This window comes from Shewanella marisflavi (assembly GCF_002215585.1).
GTDB lineage: Bacteria > Pseudomonadota > Gammaproteobacteria > Enterobacterales > Shewanellaceae > Shewanella > Shewanella marisflavi.
Genome location: NZ_CP022272.1, coordinates 1,036,236 through 1,055,345, shown reverse-complemented (window position 1 = coordinate 1,055,345; position 19,110 = coordinate 1,036,236). Strand labels below are relative to the sequence as shown.

At 43.3% G+C, this 19,110-nt stretch carries 12 protein-coding genes, 1 tRNA gene, 2 rRNA genes and 1 pseudogene; 7 read left to right on the top strand and 9 right to left on the bottom strand.

What is annotated here, in order from left to right; all coding sequences use genetic code 11:
• Positions 1-18: 18 nt before the first annotated feature.
• The 5 genes and pseudogenes from CFF01_RS04650 to CFF01_RS04630 all read right to left on the bottom strand — a co-directional run bounded on the left by CFF01_RS04650 (position 19) and on the right by CFF01_RS04630 (position 4,855).
• The gene (locus CFF01_RS04650; RefSeq protein WP_088904037.1) at positions 19-708 is read right to left on the bottom strand and encodes a type 2 periplasmic-binding domain-containing protein; all 690 of its coding nucleotides are present in this window, start codon (positions 706-708) and stop codon (positions 19-21) included.
• A gap of 52 nt (positions 709-760) precedes the next feature.
• Positions 761-1,224: pseudogene (locus CFF01_RS04645) on the bottom strand (IS3 family transposase); the annotation flags it as partial.
• A gap of 315 nt (positions 1,225-1,539) precedes the next feature.
• Complete coding sequence (locus CFF01_RS04640) at positions 1,540-3,387, bottom strand: monovalent cation:proton antiporter-2 (CPA2) family protein (protein WP_088904036.1); 1,848 nt, start codon at positions 3,385-3,387, stop codon at positions 1,540-1,542.
• Position 3,388: 1 nt separating this feature from the next.
• Complete coding sequence (locus tag CFF01_RS04635; protein WP_088904035.1) at positions 3,389-3,997, bottom strand: NAD(P)H-dependent oxidoreductase; 609 nt, start codon at positions 3,995-3,997, stop codon at positions 3,389-3,391.
• Between the two features lie 39 nt (positions 3,998-4,036).
• Positions 4,037-4,855, bottom strand: coding sequence for an SDR family NAD(P)-dependent oxidoreductase (locus CFF01_RS04630; RefSeq protein ID WP_088904034.1), 819 nt, complete (start codon positions 4,853-4,855; stop codon positions 4,037-4,039).
• A 1,301-nt stretch (positions 4,856-6,156) separates the two neighbouring features.
• On the opposite strand from CFF01_RS04630, the gene CFF01_RS04620 reads away from it, so the two are divergent.
• From CFF01_RS04620 to CFF01_RS04610, 3 genes are all read left to right on the top strand, one after another.
• A complete protein-coding gene (locus CFF01_RS04620) occupies positions 6,157-7,275 on the top strand; it encodes an NHL repeat-containing protein (protein WP_088904033.1) in 1,119 nt (372 codons plus the stop codon).
• Positions 7,276-7,499: 224 nt separating this feature from the next.
• Positions 7,500-8,411 carry a 2OG-Fe(II) oxygenase family protein gene (locus CFF01_RS04615; protein WP_088904032.1) on the top strand — a complete coding sequence of 304 codons (912 nt, stop codon included), beginning with the start codon at positions 7,500-7,502 and terminating at the stop codon, positions 8,409-8,411.
• Positions 8,412-8,517: 106 nt separating this feature from the next.
• On the top strand, positions 8,518-9,117 hold the full coding sequence (locus CFF01_RS04610) for a short chain dehydrogenase (protein WP_088904031.1): 600 nt from the start codon (positions 8,518-8,520) through the stop codon (positions 9,115-9,117).
• A 412-nt stretch (positions 9,118-9,529) separates the two neighbouring features.
• Here the strand turns inward: CFF01_RS04610 and CFF01_RS04605 are convergent, their stop codons facing one another.
• Positions 9,530-10,426, bottom strand: coding sequence for a hypothetical protein (locus CFF01_RS04605; protein ID WP_232479508.1), 897 nt, complete (start codon positions 10,424-10,426; stop codon positions 9,530-9,532).
• Positions 10,427-11,205: 779 nt separating this feature from the next.
• On the opposite strand from CFF01_RS04605, the gene CFF01_RS04600 reads away from it, so the two are divergent.
• The 4 genes from CFF01_RS04600 to CFF01_RS04580 all read left to right on the top strand — a co-directional run bounded on the left by CFF01_RS04600 (position 11,206) and on the right by CFF01_RS04580 (position 13,984).
• Positions 11,206-11,469, top strand: coding sequence for a hypothetical protein (locus CFF01_RS04600; RefSeq protein ID WP_088904030.1), 264 nt, complete (start codon positions 11,206-11,208; stop codon positions 11,467-11,469).
• Positions 11,470-12,552: 1,083 nt separating this feature from the next.
• Positions 12,553-12,741, top strand: a complete 189-nt coding sequence (locus CFF01_RS04590) for a hypothetical protein (RefSeq protein WP_157704939.1) — start codon at positions 12,553-12,555, stop codon at positions 12,739-12,741.
• Positions 12,738-12,956: a DUF4224 domain-containing protein gene (locus CFF01_RS04585; RefSeq protein ID WP_088904027.1), complete on the top strand. Its 219-nt coding sequence runs from the start codon at positions 12,738-12,740 to the stop codon at positions 12,954-12,956. Before CFF01_RS04590 ends, CFF01_RS04585 begins: the two co-directional genes overlap by 4 nt.
• Positions 12,956-13,984, top strand: coding sequence for a tyrosine-type recombinase/integrase (locus CFF01_RS04580; RefSeq protein WP_088904026.1), 1,029 nt, complete (start codon positions 12,956-12,958; stop codon positions 13,982-13,984). Before CFF01_RS04585 ends, CFF01_RS04580 begins: the two co-directional genes overlap by 1 nt.
• A 744-nt stretch (positions 13,985-14,728) precedes the next feature.
• Here CFF01_RS04580 and CFF01_RS04575 read toward each other — a convergent pair.
• The 3 genes from CFF01_RS04575 to CFF01_RS04565 form a co-directional block, all read right to left on the bottom strand.
• Positions 14,729-14,805, bottom strand: a tRNA-Trp gene (locus CFF01_RS04575).
• Between the two features lie 818 nt (positions 14,806-15,623).
• Positions 15,624-15,739 (bottom strand): 5S ribosomal RNA (gene rrf, locus CFF01_RS04570).
• Between the two features lie 230 nt (positions 15,740-15,969).
• Positions 15,970-18,862: ribosomal RNA gene (locus tag CFF01_RS04565) — 23S ribosomal RNA — on the bottom strand.
• Between the last annotated feature and the right edge of the window lie 248 nt (positions 18,863-19,110).

Genomic DNA, 19,110 nt, shown 5'->3' with positions numbered 1-19,110 from the left:
GCGTTGGATAAAATTGAACTAATGCTCAACCTCTAATTTGATTGACTGACTTAGTTTCTTAACCAACATAATGTCAAAGTTGGGCGATAATCGCGAAAAATACAAGTACTCTTTGACTTGGCCCAACGATTCAACCAATCTGAAGTCGGCTAGTGGGAAATTTAATTCACTGGCTCCTGATTTCAATCCTGACAACCCAATGCGTATTGAACCAAATCTCTGTTTATGCAACATTAAAATTAATTGTTTATAATTTACCCCCACATACTTAACATCTCGTGATTTCAGATTGTTAAGACTTAAGTTACTCTCTGCTTGAACAGCTACTTGGAAATTAATTGCTGGGTTTACTTGCACAGTATTTTCAAGTTCAACTACAAAATACTCATCGCAACTGACAGTGTTAATTCGTTCTGCGAAATCGCTCAATTCCTCACGCTCCCAAACAGATAGAATATCAATCTGCCCTTTCTCAAGCATGAACAATGCTCTTTTTAAAGGAAGTAATATATAAGTAAACTTGAGACCTGATTCTTTCTCCAACTCTCGATACCTGTCAATTTGAGTACCGCGGATTACCCCTGACTCTTCATACCCCCAAGGTTTTACATCAATAATACCAACACGTAGTTGCGATATACCCTCAGCGGATTTCCCCGACAAAGCTAATAACAAAAAGACCAAAAAAATTTGCAAAGCTACTTTCATAAATCCTCCTCCAATTAAACAATGGAGGGACATGTGAATCGCCACTACTTCACTAGTTCACTAGACGACTTTTAGCCTCATAAAAATACTGACGTTCATACTCTAACGGTGATAGCCCATTATTGGAACTATGTTGTCGTTTCAGGTTGTAAAACATCTCAATATAATTAAATACATCCATCTTAGCATCATCCCTTGTAGCATAGATTTTTCGCCTAATCCGCTCTCGTTTCAGTAGTTGAAAAAGCTCTCTGCCACAACATTATCATGGCAATTCCCTCGACGACTCATGCTACCTTCCAAACCATGAGCACTCAGAAATTCACTCCAATCATGACTCGTGTACTGGCTTCCTTGATCTGAATGCACTAAGACTCTTTCATCTGGCTTACGACGCCACACCGCCATCAGTAAGGCATCTAACGCAAGCTCTTTGGTGATCCGACTACCCATTGACCAACCAATGATGCGACGTGAAAACAAGTCCATCACCGCCCCAAGATAGAGCCAACCTTCAGTCCTTGCTTTTAAATGGGGTTGATACTAAGGTTCATTCATTAGTGCAACGGCTGGTTCTTTTGAAGGCAATCAACGTAACATTACCGAATCAGCATGCCCCCTCCATACGCTCATGACTTACAGCCCACGCAATATATTTACCACCATGCTTCTTTACAAGCAGGTTTGCTGTTCCATATAGTAAGCGCCCCAAGCACCAGTTGTAGGTGTAACATCAAGCGCAGAATCATGAGAATCTTCCTTTCCCTAAACACTTCATAATCTGAATAAAGTCTGCAATTGTTGATAAAACACGGTTAAATCCGAGATCGGCTAATGCTCAGGATTTTTCGCAGTCCAAGCCTGATCTGACACCTGTGCATTTGGATCCACGGTTCTTTTTATCAAATCTTCTAAATCGAAATGATGTTGCTGGTATAGTGCCAGGTAATTTTTCTCTTCATTTCGGTTCAAGTGCAGTTCGGGCATCATATCCTTGTCTTTTTGCTGAAAAATCTTCATAAGACGATAAGTAGAATGGGGATCGCAACCTAGTTGATTTAGAACGTCCTGTCCGATCTGAAGAGCGCTGCCAAAGGTTTCCCTATGAATGTTTTTTACTCCTTTATCCATCATTTCAAACGCAGCTTCACGATCTCTTACTGCTACAACCACTTTTAACTTAGGGTAATGTTTGTGACACAAGTCCACCAACTTACTTGTGTTTTCTTGAGAAATAGCAATAACCAATAACTCTGCTTCGGCAGCTCCTGCTGATTCCAACAGATCAAGACGCGTAGCATCACCAAAATAAACTTCAAATCCAAACTTTCTTAAAACTTCTACGTTGTTGGCGTCATGATCTAAAATGACGGGCTTTATGCCGGCAGACAGCAGAAACCTACCAACGTCTGTACCCATTCGTCCAAATCCTGCCAAGATCACTTTGTGATCTTTACTGTTAATAACGTCATCTAATGTTTGTTCTACCGGAGTCCCCTTTTCCAGACCGACTTTATCCCATATCAAAAAGAGTAAGGGAGCAATAAACATCGAAATGACAACCGATGACATGACGGGATCTATCAGTGATACAGGCAGTACCCCTTGCGTTTTGCTGACTTGAAACAGCACAAACGCAAACTCGCCACCTTGAGCGAGTGAGATTGCGAACAATCTACGCTCACTGCTCTTCAAATGAAACAATTTGCCTACAAGCAAAAGCACAGACCACTTAATAATCATTAGAGCGATGGTAATCGCTGCAATTAGCACCGCGCTGTCGGTTATGTACTCAAAGTTTAAGCTTGCTCCAATAGAGATAAAGAAGATTCCTAGTAACAATCCCTTGAATGGCTCAATGTCACTTTCTAACTCATGTCTATATTCGCTATCAGCTAGTACCACACCAGCCACGAAAGCGCCGAGGGCCGGTGATAATCCGACTACAATCATCAACACTGATATACCTATCACCAATGCAAGTGCTGCTGCTACAAATATTTCTCTAATACCAGTTGAAGCGATAGCTCTGAAAAATGGACGGCATGCAAACTTTCCAATAACAAGTACTAGTAAAATAGCGAGCAACGTTGCAATGAATTCCGCATATGGAGGGAGTAAACTGAAATCAACAAGCTGTTGTTTACTTTGCTCGCTATTCTCCACAGCCAATGTAGCCAGCATCGGAAAAATTGCGAGCATCGGTATAACAGCCAAGTCTTGAAACAACAAAACCGAGAAAATTGACTTGCCAGCTTGTGTCTCCATAAGCCCTTTCTCTTGTAATGTTTGCAGAACGATTGCCGTAGATGAGAGCGCTAGTATTAAGCTAATCGCAACGGCGTATTGCCAGTTTATAAAAAAGACCGCGAGTGAAAAAATGGCAAGAGATGTCAATATTACTTGCCCCCCTCCCATTCCAAGAATTGAAACTCGCATTTTCCACAATAATGAAGGTCGTAACTCCAATCCGACAAGGAAAAGCATCATTACAACACCAAATTCCGTGAAGTGCATAACTTCATCAACATCATTGATCAGTGAAAAACCTGCAGGCCCCACAACAATGCCAGCTATTAAGTAACCTAGCACCGAGCCTAATCCACATTTCTTTGCAATTGGTACCGCAATTGCTGCTGATACGAGGAAAATAAAAAGTTGAAGAAGAAAGTGTTCCATACTAAGGATTCCTGATGCGCTGGTTTATATTTGTATTTATGAATTCTTCGGAATCAAGACCACTAAAATCAAATTGAGAGTCACGTAACGCAATAAGTATTCGACGATAATTTTCCGCATGTGAAACAACTACTTCAGATTCCAGTCCGCGATGTACTCCGAGGATTGCGAATGGTGGAAGCCACGTTAAATTGCAAAGGTTTGCTGTAGCGATGAAAGGCGAAAGAAGCTCATTAATAGTGAATCGGTTAAATCCCCTTTCATGGTATGATTCAGAATCTCCACCTGCAGAGAGCGCATGAAAAACATACTTTCCTTCAAGTGCTTTCCCGCTGCTTCCAAATGCCCAGCCATGCTCTAGTACAAGGTCTAACCACTCCTTAATTATGGCTGGCGTCGAGTACCAATAAAACGGGTGTTGGAATACAATAAAATCATGACTCTCACACAAGTTTTGTTCTCTTTTAACGTCAATCATGAAGTCCGGATAATTTGCGTATAAATCGTTGACCGTTACGCCAGGTAAGTCCTCAATGGCTTCACGTAAGGCAATATTAATATTTGAACGAAATTTTGCAGGATGCGCGAAATTAACTAGTACCTTTTTCATATACTCTTCTCAATGGAAAAACCATGGCTGCAACCAATCTTAATGTTGAATAGCAAGAAAAGGGGCCACTAAATTATTCAAAATAGTTATTAGCACTTCGCCGGATTTGCTGTCTTTTGCAAAAGGGTGTGGCTCTCTAAACTGAGCGGTGTCGTTGTCAAAGTACTGGCCGGTTTTTCCAGTGAACGATTTACCTAGGGAAGCTTCCACAAGTACTTTCGCACCTATATTAAGATCACCGCCATTGACTCCATATGCGTCTCTCACCATTTTGCTACCCAACATCGAGGCAGGATTCACTGCAAAAATTGAAGGACCGCTGTTTTCAAACTCTTTTGATACATACCGTGTCCACATAGTAAGCGCGAGTTTACTTTTGGCGTATACAACTCCATCTGGCATTAAACTTACTGAGCATAGTTCGTGCGGTTCAAAAGGAGCTTGGGCTGCAGACGACAAATTAACAACACGACTGGAATCATTCATCACTTTCAACAATGCACGAGTGAGTAAGTATGGAGTGATGACATTAACAACATAACGAACATCTAACCCATCTACAGATTTTGTTTGAGGGACCGAATAGACCCCAGCGTTATTAATCAGAGTATCAATATGACCATAATGCGCTTTGATGGAATCAGCCAATGAGAGAGTTTGTTTGAGGTCTGACAAATCGGCTTTAAACGTCTCGATCTGGATCTTATCGTTTATACCAAGAAGAACTGACTTAGTATTTTCTAATTTAGCTTGATTTCTTCCATGAATTCCCAAATTGTAGCCTTGTCCAGCAAGGAGCTTTGCAGTTGCCAAGCCAATACCATCAGTAGAGCCAGTTATAACTATAACCCTGTTCATTTAAGATTCTCCTACTTTCAGATGATTATTCTCACAATGGAAATTGAATTAATATCTCCACCAAAAATTAACCACTTTTAAAAACCTGCCCGTTTGCACTGCAGTATTGATAGACGTAGTAATCAGAATATCTTCAGTGTGTTGATAAGATAATGCTCTTTTATAGATAATCACTTTTTACCATCAGTTGATAATAAAAAAATCCAATCTGTGTCAATTGATGTTAACTGTGGGTGGCTAAAGGGCTTTTCAAAACGTAATTGTTCTTTGGTGTGACAGAGTGAAATGACTGGTGAGCATGATTTGATTATGGTCGCGGCTGGCGCAGGTGAGAACGTTACAACTATTCGTGCCGCTCACCAGAGACTAAAGACAGCTTGTTTAGGAAAATAGCGTGATAACTAATGGTGCGGCAGTACTTGGTGATACTAGCTTAAATTTTGGATAAACTCCATCAAAAGCACTTCTTAAATCCTCCTACATATATTCTGAGGTAAGTGAACACATAGAGAAGTTGTGGCGATTTAATCTGAGCATTAGTGAAGCATTTCATGAAGCTGCATTGTCAATGCATCAACGCATACACCAAGTCATATTAATCATTTTAAATCGATAACTTAACCAACGAGCAACGTCTTAAGAAATCATCATTTGGATGATTTAGGTTGCTTTTCAGAAATTTATGTTGTGCTCCTTTGAAAGCCAATACTCAAGATCAATCATCATTTTAAAATATTTATATAAAGTGATTCCTCTTTTTTCTTAATTACAATCTGGATGGAAAGGGTCTAACATTTCTTCCGTCATGAGGTGTATTGCTTCAACTAGTAAAGCGTTCATCAGAGACAACTTAACCGCCACGGTATTAATAAGAGTCAACAGAGAAAAATATGTTTGATAGCTTCGGCTAGATAGTAGAAGCAAAAATGAAAAAGGTGAACTAGAGAATTTCAAGAATGTTATGAACTCTCAGGTTCATCGCGCTTTAACGAAAAATGGAACGTTCAATTATCAATATTAGATTTCAGATGAGGGAGAGGTTGTGGTTTATGAACGCCTTGCTGATACAAATGCTTCTCATGAACATATCGAAAACTGGGGTACGCATGCTGAGCGATGGATTGCAGCAACTCCAACGAGAATGGTGCACCATGGCGAACTACCTATTGAACGGCGTGAATAACATGCCGCACTTGCCCCTCAACTTCTTAAACCACTCGGTGGTTTTGCCCCCTAGAAAATGAGAATGACTCCCCACCGTGAGAGTCATAACCGTAACTAAACGAATATTAGGAGATAATATGAACTGCTTTCTTAAAATATCGATTGTAGCTCTGGCCATAGTAAATTTCAGTACAGCTAATGCCAATGACAGGCCAATATCTAATAATGCGAATTTGCACAAGACGAGGTTAGTTGCAGAATTACCGCTTTCTTTTAACTCGCCGGCGAGTTTTGCGCTCGACAGTAGTAACAATATACTGTTTACTTCACCAAATCTGCACAATGATCTGTTTTTAAAACAAGGACTTTTAGCTAAGCCTGCAGTTCCTGTAGTTGGCTTAATTGACAAATCAAACAAGGTCTCAACGTGGTATGAATTTCAACCTCAAGATATGGAAACCAGTAGCCATACGGTAGTCCCTATGGGGATTGCAAAAGGACCTGATGGAAATATGTATGTGGCTGATATGCAGCTTTGGGCTGGTGGTGAATCACGGATCCTTCGAATTAATGTCAAAAATGGCAAAGCTCAAGATGTAGATATTGTTGCTACGGGCCTGTCATTTCCAAATGCACTCGCTTGGAAAGGAAACGATTTGTTTATTTCTGATACTGTTCTTTCATCAAAAAAAGGAAAACCAACTATTAGTGGAGTTTATCGCATAAAACTTAAGGAATTGAATTCAGATAAACCATTAAAAATTTCCTCTTTTAAGAGGGACGAAGAAACTGATACTCACCTTATCAAAACATTCGAATCAGACGGAAGTCTTGGTTTTGGCGCAAATGGATTAGCGATTGATGATTCCGGAAGTTTATACGTTGGAATTATGGAAGAGGGAACAATTTACAAAACCATATTGGACAGTCAAAACAACCCTGTTGAAACTGTATTGTTTACCAAAGGTTTAGTTGCACCGGATGGCATCCAATGGGATTCTGCCACTAAAGCAATGTACATAACTGATTTGTTTACTAATTCTGTATACAGCATTCAGTTGAACGGTGAGCTAACCCTGTTGGCCCAAAACGACGACACCACAGGGGTGGGAGGTCTGTTGGATGCTCCAGGTGAGGCTATCGTTCGTGGAAAGGAGGTATTTGTAAATAATTTCGATGCGGCGTTTAATGTTCCATCGATGGTAAATACAACTCCAGACGCCCCAGTTACCATTTCAGTTTTTTCACTAGATTAAGTTAAGGGGCAATGCATTTGGTGTTGCCCAACCTAGTATTCACGTCTTCACCTAATAACACTAATTCACTGGTCGCTCTCTTTTGATTTGACTATTTAATCGACAAAAATTAGTGCTTTAAATTATTTAGTTTTAACTGATAGTGTTTCTTCTTTCGCCTAATGTGTCTTCGCGTTTTTATATAGTAGATTAAGAATATTAAAGGTTCTTGAGATGAAAAATTTATGTCTGTTAATCAATTACTATTCGCGCGTTCGTTGCCATTGCCCAGCCGTGAAGCAATGTTACAGAGAGCTGAGTCAGTACAAAAATTTTGGAATAACAATAAACAGGTATTAAAAGATGCTTGGGGCGAGTGGGAAGAAACTGAATCAAGGCTTCGAGTATTTCCTGATGATTCAGTGTTAGATAGTCAACTCCTCGACGCTGTAACTAAGGCATGGAAAGACCCCAGCAAAGAGATTCAAGTACGTGAACTTTGGAAAGAGACTTCGAGTGGAGTGTATCAAGCCCAATTTTTTGATCCTGAACGATTGATTTTATTACGCGATTATCTGGACAAAGCGTTTGATTCAAAAATTCCTGTTCGTCCACCATATGGAATTGTCTTAAATCGTAAGGGCGCTATGCTAGATCCTCGTTCTGAAGGCTTTCTTGCCGCCCCCAAATTCCAAGAATTTTATCGGGATATTATTGACCGTTTCATGCGACCGATTGCCCGCATGCTGTTTCCTGAAATTGTAGGATTCGATAGTCAGTCGTTTGGTTTCTCCATCCAATATCAGGCCGATATGGATACTTCACTTCGCCTTCATACTGATGCTTCGACAGTTACTTTGAACGTCAATTTGAATTTACCAGGTGAAGAGTATTCGGGGTCGGAAGTTGACTTTTATGATCCAGCCACGGGGAAAGTAAATCGTCTAGCTTTTGAACCTGGTGTCGCGATGTTACACCGAGGGCATGTCGCACATGCAGCACAACCAATACTTCGCGGTGAACGCACGAACATTGTGTTGTGGCTGTACGGTACACAGGGAAAGCTCCCTGCTGAGGTGACTGTTAATCATATGGTTGATGCAGCACAGCGTTGGCAGGTTCCAAATACACCACTTGATTCATTTGCTCCATTTTAATATAGGGAAAAGTCACTAAAAGTTAAGCCGATAGGTCGAATATTACTGATTTCACCACTGCGTAAGCAGTTAATTGTTAAAATTATAGGATTTAGAGAGGAAAAAAGTGAAAATATTATTGATTGGTGCAACGGGCACTATTGGTAAAGCCGTAGCTGATGAGCTAAAAGAATTTGAAGTCTTACGAGTAGGTCATTCTAAAGGCGAATACCAAGTCGATATTGAAGATAGAAATTCTATTAAAAAACTTTTTGAAACCGTTGGTTGTGTTGACGCAATTATATCCACAACTGGTTTAATAGCGTTTGGACCGATCGAGGAGCTTAGCTATGAGCAGTTTGAAACAACGGTAAAAAGCAAAATACTGGGCCACATAAATTTGTTTCAAATTGGCCATCATTACTTAAATGAAAAAGGAAGTATTACATTTACATCGGGCTATCTGGCACAAAACCCTATGCCAGGATCGTCGGCAGTAAGTTTGGCCAACGCCGCCTTAGATGCCTTCGTTAAAGCAGTTGCCCTGGAAATGGGAGAAAAAATCAAAATTAACACTGTGAGCCCTCGCTTTGTTAAGGAAACGATGGAACTCATGAATATAGATAGCACTGACGGTATATCTGCAGCCAACACCGCAAAAGCTTATAGATATGCACTTTTAAATGAAGTTTCTGGAAAATCTCTTGATGTAGCAGACTATTTGTAACTTGAGTTTTTTTTAGCTGATTTGCATTAATTCAGACTAGCTCTGCTCTTCAATTTCAAAATAAAAGAGTTATCCACTTTGATTAAAGGTGCTTATTCCATTGTCAAAGGTAATAAGAGGTTACTCTCATACTTGGAGTCGCAAATTATATCACCAACTTTCAATTACCTAACAATACAGGAAACGCAAAATTGAAAAATTCCCACTCATCGATATTACTTATCAATACAAGGGAGCGCGCGCCCTTGTAGATGATTCCTGTACCGAGGAGGTGTTTATCGTCTAGACATAGACACCCGACGTTTGAGCCAAAGTGTTCATACCGTCATCATCCTACTGTTCCTCTTTCTGGTAAGATGAACCGAGAAAAGACACCTAGTGTGTCTTTTCTTCGTTTTAGACTGCAGTTTAACTACCCGTAGAACATTTCTGAGAGCTCGGTGCAAAGCACAGTCCGGCAAATAATCGCTCTTTTGAGCAACTGGGCATCACTCTCACTAAGTAACGGCTTTCGGGTCGCCTTGTCGTATCTAGAAGGCATTTCCTCTAGCAACTCAGCATGCAACCGTTTTATATCGCTAAAGATGGAGAGTGACTGAGAAAACAGCATGACCTTACCGTAATACCCATGCTTTAACCCATAGAGCCATTTCAACAATATGGTTTGCCTGGTCGCTTTGGTTTTAAAAGAATGCTCCATCTCAACAGCGACTATAGTGCCATCAGGTTCGATGGCTATTGCATCCACATTGCGGACGTCATTTGACTTAAATAAACGCTTAAACTCAGGCTCCGTGACATAGGCATGCCAAAACGGTTTGTTTGCCCCTTCTTTGGTTTTATTGATAAGCCCCTTTTGCAAAATGTACTGCATCATAAGGTCGTGCATGATGGTGTTCTGATTCACCCTCAAGCTCGGCTCGCCCGAACGAAAATACACAGCAACTGAAAGTAACTCTTCGGCATATTTAGCGCCGGCATAATCAAGCAGGTATACCCGGCCATCCATAGAGCGATGTGTAATGACTAGACTCAATAGTTTTTCTTTTACCAACTTGTTTAAGTGCTCCAAGGCGAGTCGGTAAGGAATGGCATACATCCAGGCTATAATGCTAGGAGAAGTTAAGCCGAAGCGCGCCACGAGTTTGATGGTCACCATTCTTCTCATTTTACCTGTCTGGTTGTTGTTACAACCTGGAGCATATTGCATGGTCATATTGAGATACGGGTGGTACTTTTCTGCAGAGGTTCCTGCCTGCAATATGCTCTGATTGACGAGCTGCTGAGATTGAGAAATGTGCGTTTGCATGGGATACCTTTTTAGACAACGGATTAAGTGGTATCACTAGGTAGATCCCCCCCAGGCAAACAATCCCTATTGATAGAAAGGTCTCGATAATCATCACGAGGATCTGTTTCATCCCTATCGGAATGAAAATAGCGACAGAAGTCGCTACAAAGCCAGGCCTTGCCTGATGGCAGAACATCTTCGTTGTTCGGCCATATGTCTTGAAAGGCACGCCAGCTCTGATGACTCGTCATCGACCTGTCTTACGAGCTACGCTCTAGCCTTCCAAAGACATTGAACGCGCATGCACCGAGCTACGCTCTGTACTAACCGCATTTTCGCCGCTTACGACGAGGGTGAGTGTGCCACTCCTCTCCCCTCTTTCGACGCTCTGCTTTTCTGACGAAAAGACAAATGGTTTAGCCATCAATTTGTGCCAAATGTGAGGCTAAATTTTGCTGAAGCAAAACGTAAATACGGTTAGTACAGACCAGCTGTACATGCGCGTTGCTCCTTTGAATCGGGACTTCGTCCCCATTCAAATACGCCTTGAGTTGGCCTGTTTCACAGGCGCTTTTATTTACAAAAAATCGTGCCGATTGTTTGCTTTAAAGATATACATTCTGTGCTTAGCAATACTCAATTCCCGGTGAAATAAACGAATAAAAACTAGCAAAAACAGAAGCTAAACTAACAAAAAGCATCGAATAAAAAATGATGAAAAATGCTCTTGCAATCGCACTTTTTTTCATTAATGTCGAAAAAAGACCAAACAATAAACGACGCAACAGGAGCTTAATATGAAAAATGAATCACCGACTACACCTGCTGTAAATGTTGATGGCACCCCCATGATAAACGGTACCTATGTCGATGCCCAGGGTAAGCCATTTGGCGTAACAAATGACGATTCAACCTCTCATTCGATACAGGGTGACTTGAGCCTCAACACAATCGATAGCGGCTATGACGATTGCTTTGACTCGGGCTTTGATGCTGACTCCAGCTTCTGTGATTCTAGCTTTGATTCAGGCTTCGATTCCGGCTTTGGGGATACGTTTTAGTATGCGCCTAAAATTCGACATTGATTATTTTGCCGAAATATCACCACTACTCTACATAGTTGTCGTAGGTGGAGGTCTATTTGCGTGTTTAGTTATCTTTGAAACTAAAGCCAACTTTATAGCCTCTGTGTTTTTTGGCCTAAAATCTACTTGTGGGGGCTATCTCTATGAATATCGAAAAGCAACGAATCAGATAAAGCCTACAAGGTGGACTCATCTATGCTATGTCGCTCTGCGATTCATTTAAAAGGAAGAAAATCTATGATCATGCTGATACCGCTAACCATTTTTGTTGCAGGAAGTATCTTCCTGAGTGTTCACATCATAAACAACCATAAGAGAAATATAAAAACACCAGAATAAACAATGCCTCACAGAAACTTTTGTTAATGACAAAATAATGAGTGCCGAGTAGGTCACAATAGCGCGTTAAATGCTAGTGTTGACTATTCGGCCCTACCACGCTCATCGCTTTTTTAACAACTTCCTGCCCGCTTGTAACGACCAAACGTCTCAGAACGAGGGTAACTCCCACGTTCTTGTTTACTAAACTCACAATTTTTGGAAAAAAATTTTTTTACTCTAAAGTTCACCTCTGTCAGCTGCAGATGCTCAGAGCGAGGGTAACTCCCACGTTCATGTTTACTGAACTCACAATTTTTGGAAAAAAATTTTTTTACTCTAAAGTTCACCTCTGTCAGCTGCAGATGCTCAGAGCGAGGGTAACTCCCACGTTCATGTTTACTGAACTCACAATTTTTGGAAAAAAATTTTTTTACTCTAAAGTTCACCTCTGTCAGCTGCAGATGCTCAGAACGAGGGTAACTCCCAAGTTCATGTTTACTGAACTCACAATTTTTGGAAAAAAATTTTTTTACTCTAAATTCACCTCTGTCAGCTGCAGTTACGGCTGCACTGTAGAAGCGAAAGCATTCGCTACTTTTTGGATAACAACTCAGTCACTCATGACTGTTGGAGGAAAGATGAACATAACAGCGACACTGTGGGCCAAGGTCGGAATCCCTTGCGCCATCATTTTCACTTTACCGATTACAGCACTAAAAGCTAAGGGGGTTTGATTTTATGTCCATGAACGACCTGCTTATTCAGGCGCGCGCTGAGAACGCGCAGCTGCGAGTAAGTAACACTGAACTAGAGCAGCAAGTCGAAATACTGTTGCAGCAGCCAGAGTTTGACCTATCAACAGTGCATGTCTGCGAACAGGCAGTGCTCGCCAACCTGAAAAATACTTTTGAAGAGGGTGCGGTATGACGGATTCAAGCGAAATGCTCACAGAACAACAACTGATAGAGCTTACTGGTTACACCAAGGCCAGTGCCCAGGTCAAGCAGTTAAACCAGCAGAAAATTAACTACCACCTGCGCGGAGATGGTAAGCCGGTTGTCACCTGGACAGCAGTAAACTACCCGTTCATCAAACGAACTACAGACAATGTAAACCAACCAAACTTTAAGGCGATGAGATAATGAGAAAACGTAAACCAGAAGATCAATGGATGCCACCTTTTGTGTATTTGCACCGCCGCGGCGGCACACCTTCTTGCTACATAATAAAGGGAAAGAACTCAACGCAGAGCCTCTGCAAGGCAGATGCTACCAAAGCAGAGGTGTGGGCGGCCTTTGAAGCAGCAATAGAATCGAGTCTCAGCGTCTACACATTTGAGAAGATGGCCAACGACTACATAGTGTCAGCAACCTTTAAAGAGCTCGCGCCGCGGACTCAAAAAGACCGTCAGCGAGAGCTGGCCATGTTCAACAGAGTTTTTGGTGCCATGGAGCCCGACAGCATCAAACCTCACCACATTCGCGAGTACATGGATATGAGAGGCAATTCGAGCAAGACGCAGGCGAACCACGAGCTTTCGGCAGCAAGTGTTGTTTTCGCCTGGGGGTATGAGAGAGGTCGATGCAAGACTAACCCGGCAAAAAGCATCAAGAAGTTTAAGCAGAAGCCTAGGGACCGCTATATCACTAACAAGGAGTTTGACGCTTTACTCTCCTGTTGCGAAACCCGATTACGTCTAGCCTGCCAAATTAGTTACCTGTGCGCCGCTCGTCAAAGTGACGTGTTAGCCCTAAGGTGGTCCCAGATTGATGATGACGGGATCTTCATTCAGCAAGGCAAAACAGGCAAGAAACAAATTAAGGCTTGGTCCCAACAGCTAATTGAAACAATTAACGAGGCAAAAACATTGCACCATGGCGTTGCCAGCATTTACGTGATCAATAAATCAGGTGGCGGGAGGTTAACGGCAGATGGGCTTCGCAGCGCTTGGAAGAGAGCAATGGATAAATTAGCGGTGGAACATCCAGAGGTTGAACGCACATTTACTTTTCACGATATTAAAGCCAAAAGCATTTCCGATTTTGAGGGAACAATTCATGACAAACAGCATTTCAGCGGCCATAAGTCTACCTCTCAGGTACATGACTATGATAGGAAGGTGACAATTGTGCCGAGCATCGGCAGCAAAACAAACGCGCAAAGCCATTAAGAGTATTTCTAGGTTGGCATGCAGTTATTATATGTACAAGTTCAGTTAGTTTAGCCAATTTTCACGGCCATAAAAAAATCTATGTTTACCGAAAATCGGTAAACATAGATGAACTAGCTCAGACCTGAAATGTTCAATCATCAAGATTTCACTTGTGATTATCACTTAACTGATAATCACAAGTGAGAGAACAATAAACTAGCCTAACTAAAACGCATTACTTTGCTGGTTGTATGCTTTCGCTTCACGCTCTCTTCGAATACACCACGGACAACGAGTTTTCCACGCTGCTTTCTTCTGCAAAACAAGACTAAGCCTATTTTGCCAATTCAGGTATCTGTCCTCTGCCCGCCAAAAGCAACTAGTTGACGTTGAATTAGTTGCAAACAAATGACCGAGGCGTTTTCGTTCAGCCAGAAAAAATAGACAACAAATAAATTAATACTTCGTCAATACAACTAAAGCGGCGACCATCATACAAAAACATTAGCTCACTACGTCTCAAACATTTACGTGATTAATAAATCAGGCGGAAGACAGTTAACGGCTGATGGACTTGGCAACGCTCTAGCGACCACAAACCTCTGGTCAAAGTGATCACATACCACAGAAAGATAGCTATCGTTACTACTATCAGTAGCAAAAACTAGAATGAACATGCAGTTCTAAGACAATCATTTTCTACATCTTTTTCTACGCAAATAAAAACGGCTCGCCCATTTCTGAGCAAGCCGTTGTTTTATTTGGCAGGGGTGGCAGGACTCGAACCCGCAACCATCGGTTTTGGAGACCGCTGTTCTACCAATTGGAACTACACCCCTGTTGACGTGGGGCATTATGCTAAAACACCTCTCAAAGGTAAAGGACTTTTTATGCCTAATATGTTCAATTGCAGCTTTTTCATGCAAGAGAGCGAATATTCAGTCACTCCCCCTCTTCAAGAACTCGAAAACACAACATACAAGCACTTCAATAAAGGCAAGCTAACGCCTCATTTATCTCCATCAAACCGCTATCTACTAGCCTTATTAACCCACGTTAATCGCTATTACGCACTCAAATCGCATTTTTGCACAGCTATGTTAACTCAAATGAGCGGCTTACAGGAACTAAGGCTCCTAAGCAGCCTTCCTAAGTCGCTTAAGTCGCATTCATATCTTCACAGCTCACAGCGGCAACACCTGTTATCAGCTAGCCGATTCTGAGATAAAACCTGCACAGCACACTCCCTGATAAGAATACCGCCCAATAGCAACAGCACACAAAACTTCAAACAATTGATATAAATCGAAGCTGCAAGCTGGGGGCAAGGACATGAATGTGCCGAATGTCGTAAACGCAGGATGCAGTTTATGACCAAGCTCAGCGGTTGAAGGACGGCGAAAATAGGCACCTGTTATGGCCAGCTTCAAACCGATTATCTGATATTGACTCAACGCTCATCTCACATGGGGGCGAAAGGCATCCGCTAATCAAGCGAAGCTTGATGGATGGCTGTAGCGCGAAGCAGCTAGACTGCGAGCTGAGGGGCGCACACTGCGTAAGCAGCTTTGGGCTGCATGTGAAGGAGGTGCTTTCACAGAGCGTAGAAAGCAAAAAGCCCTAGCGATTTAGGCTAGGGCTTTTTGCTTTATTAGGCGCCTGGAAATGACCTACTCTCACATGGGGAGACCCCACACTACCATCGGCGCGATTGCGTTTCACTTCTGAGTTCGGGATGGGATCAGGTGGGGCCACAATGCTATGGTTTCCAGACAAATTCTTACTGGTTAATTCTTCGTCTGACGGCATTGTTTCCTCGCTGCAGTGCTCATGTACTCTAGTACACTCCGCGCCTCGCTTCGTTACGGCTTTGTCAGCCAAACAATTACCTGCGTAATTAACCAAAATAGTAAATTTAGAAAGCTGTTTGAGTTCGCACTTCAATCAAGTACTTGTATTCTTCTGATTCAGTAACCATTGCTTACGAAACCCTTTTGGGTTGTATGGTTAAGCCTCACGAGTCATTAGTACAGGTTAGCTCAACGCCTCACAACGCTTACACACCCTGCCTATCAACGTCCTAGTCTCGGACGGCTCTTTAGAGACCTTAAAGGTCTAGGGATGACTCATCTTAGGGCTCGCTTCCCGCTTAGATGCTTTCAGCGGTTATCGATTCCGAACGTAGCTACCGGGCAATGCCATTGGCATGACAACCCGAACACCAGCGGTTCGTCCACTCCGGTCCTCTCGTACTAGGAGCAGCTCCCTTCAATCATCCAACGCCCACGGCAGATAGGGACCGAACTGTCTCACGACGTTCTGAACCCAGCTCGCGTACCACTTTAAATGGCGAACAGCCATACCCTTGGGACCGACTTCAGCCCCAGGATGTGATGAGCCGACATCGAGGTGCCAAACACCGCCGTCGATATGAACTCTTGGGCGGTATCAGCCTGTTATCCCCGGAGTACCTTTTATCCGTTGAGCGATGGCCCTTCCATTCAGAACCACCGGATCACTATGACCTGCTTTCGCACCTGCTCGACGTGTATGTCTCGCAGTTAAGCTGGCTTATGCCATTGCACTAACCGTACGATGTCCGACCGTACTTAGCCAACCTTCGTGCTCCTCCGTTACTCTTTGGGAGGAGACCGCCCCAGTCAAACTACCCACCAGGCACTGTCCTCAACCCCGATTCAGGGGCCAGAGTTAGAACATCAACACTACAAGGGTGGTATTTCAAGGTTGACTCCACGAGAACTGGCGTTCCCGCTTCAAAGTCTCCCACCTATCCTACACATGTAGGGTCAATGTTCAGTGCCAAGCTATAGTAAAGGTTCACGGGGTCTTTCCGTCTAGCCGCGGGTATACGGCATCTTCACCGCAATTTCAACTTCACTGAGTCTCGGCTGGAGACAGCGTGGCCATCATTACGCCATTCGTGCAGGTCGGAACTTACCCGACAAGGAATTTCGCTACCTTAGGACCGTTATAGTTACGGCCGCCGTTTACCGGGGCTTCGATCATGAGCTTCTCCGAAGATAACCCAATCAATTAACCTTCCGGCACCGGGCAGGCGTCACACCGTATACGTCATCTTGCGATTTTGCACAGTGCTGTGTTTTTGATAAACAGTTGCAGCCACCTGGTATCTGCGACTGCCGTCAGCTTAGGGAGCAAGTCCCATCACCAACAGCAGCGTACCTTCTCCCGAAGTTACGGTACCATTTTGCCTAGTTCCTTCAGCCGAGTTCTCTCAAGCGCCTTGGTATTCTCTACCCGACCACCTGTGTCGGTTTGGGGTACGATTCCTGCTAACCTGAAGCTTAGAAGATTTTCCTGGAAGCATGGCATCAACTACTTCAGTTCCGTAGAACCTCGTCATCAACTCTCAGTATTAGGTACCCGGATTTGCCTAAGTACCCTACCTACAGTCTTAAACGCGGACAACCAACGCCGCGCTAGCCTAGCCTTCTCCGTCTCTCCATCGCAGTTAGCAGAAGTACGGGAATATTAACCCGTTTCCCATCGACTACGCCTTTCGGCCTCGCCTTAGGGGTCGACTTACCCTGCCCCGATTAACGTTGGACAGGAACCCTTGGTCTTTCGGCGTGGAGGTTTTTCACCCCCATTATCGTTACTCATGTCAGCATTCGCACTTCTGATACCTCCAGCGTGGGTTACCCCTTCACCTTCAACGGCTTACAGAACGCTCCTCTACCGCACCAGCGCAAGCGCTAGTACCCATAGCTTCGGTGTATTGCTTAGCCCCGTTAAATCTTCCGCGCAGGCCGACTCGACTAGTGAGCTATTACGCTTTCTTTAAATGATGGCTGCTTCTAAGCCAACATCCTAGCTGTCTAAGCCTTCCCACATCGTTTCCCACTTAGCAATAACTTTGGGACCTTAGCTGATGGTCTGGGTTGTTTCCCTTTTCACGACGGACGTTAGCACCCGCCGTGTGTCTCCCGAGTAGTACTCATTGGTATTCGGAGTTTGCAAAGGGTTGGTAAGTCGGGATGACCCCCTAGCCTTAACAGTGCTCTACCCCCAATGGTATTCGCTCGAGGCGCTACCTAAATAGCTTTCGAGGAGAACCAGATATCTCCCGGTTTGATTGGCCTTTCACCCCCAGCCACAAGTCATCACCGCATTTTTCAACATACGTGTGTTCGGTCCTCCAGTTGATGTTACTCAACCTTCAACCTGCCCATGGCTAGATCACCGGGTTTCGGGTCTACACCTTGCAACTAAACGCGCAGTTAACACTCGGTTTCCCTACGGCTCCGCTATTCGCTTAACCTCGCTACAAAATGTAAGTCGCTGACCCATTATACAAAAGGTACGCAGTCACGGTCTCAAGAACCGCTCCCACTGCTTGTACGTATACGGTTTCAGGTTCTATTTCACTCCCCTCACAGGGGTTCTTTTCGCCTTTCCCTCACGGTACTGGTTCACTATCGGTCAGTCAGGAGTATTTAGCCTTGGAGGATGGTCCCCCCATATTCGAACAAGATATCACGTGTCCCGTCCTACTCGTTTTCACCTAAAGTTAGTTTTCATGTACGGGGCTATCACCCTGTATCGCTGTGCTTTCCAACACATTCCACTAACACCCTCTAGGCTTAAGGGCTAATCCCCGTTCGCTCGCCGCTACTAGGGGAATCTCGGTTGATTTCTTTTCCTAAGGGTACTTAGATGTTTCAGTTCCCCTCGTTCGCCTCATTAAGCTATGTATTCACTTAATGATGACAGCTTATGCTGCCGGGTTTCCCCATTCGGACATCGTTAGCTCAAATGCTTGTTACTAGCTCGCCAACGCTTTTCGCAAGTTACTACGTCCTTCATCGCCTCTGACTGCCAAGGCATCCACCGTATACGCTTAGTCACTTAACCATACAACCCAAATGAGTTTCATCTGAGTCGCATCGCAACTAATGGTTTCAACTTTCGCCAAAAGAATACTCAATGCACTTGATTAAAGTGTGTTTTGAGAACTCAATTATTTTTTCGCGCTAATGCTACAAATAATCACGTACAAGTACGTCACTATCCCTTTCACATTAACACTATCAGCTTTCCAAATTTTTAAAGAACAAGCATCGTCGCTCGGACGTGCCACTCGCTCTAACAAGAACAAGTTA

Bases quoted from the DNA above. Each gene is read 5' to 3' on its own strand.
- CFF01_RS04650 (WP_088904037.1), bottom strand. From the start codon at position 708: ATGAAAGTAGCTTTGCAAATTTTTTTGGTCTTTTTGTTATTAGCTTTG.
- CFF01_RS04640 (WP_088904036.1), bottom strand. From the start codon at position 3,387: ATGGAACACTTTCTTCTTCAACTTTTTATTTTCCTCGTATCAGCAGCA.
- CFF01_RS04635 (WP_088904035.1), bottom strand. From the start codon at position 3,997: ATGAAAAAGGTACTAGTTAATTTCGCGCATCCTGCAAAATTTCGTTCA.
- CFF01_RS04630 (WP_088904034.1), bottom strand. From the start codon at position 4,855: ATGAACAGGGTTATAGTTATAACTGGCTCTACTGATGGTATTGGCTTG.
- CFF01_RS04620 (WP_088904033.1), top strand. From the start codon at position 6,157: ATGAACTGCTTTCTTAAAATATCGATTGTAGCTCTGGCCATAGTAAAT.
- CFF01_RS04615 (WP_088904032.1), top strand. From the start codon at position 7,500: ATGTCTGTTAATCAATTACTATTCGCGCGTTCGTTGCCATTGCCCAGC.
- CFF01_RS04605 (WP_232479508.1), bottom strand. From the start codon at position 10,426: ATGCAAACGCACATTTCTCAATCTCAGCAGCTCGTCAATCAGAGCATA.
- CFF01_RS04600 (WP_088904030.1), top strand. From the start codon at position 11,206: ATGAAAAATGAATCACCGACTACACCTGCTGTAAATGTTGATGGCACC.
- CFF01_RS04590 (WP_157704939.1), top strand. From the start codon at position 12,553: ATGTCCATGAACGACCTGCTTATTCAGGCGCGCGCTGAGAACGCGCAG.
- CFF01_RS04585 (WP_088904027.1), top strand. From the start codon at position 12,738: ATGACGGATTCAAGCGAAATGCTCACAGAACAACAACTGATAGAGCTT.
- CFF01_RS04580 (WP_088904026.1), top strand. From the start codon at position 12,956: ATGAGAAAACGTAAACCAGAAGATCAATGGATGCCACCTTTTGTGTAT.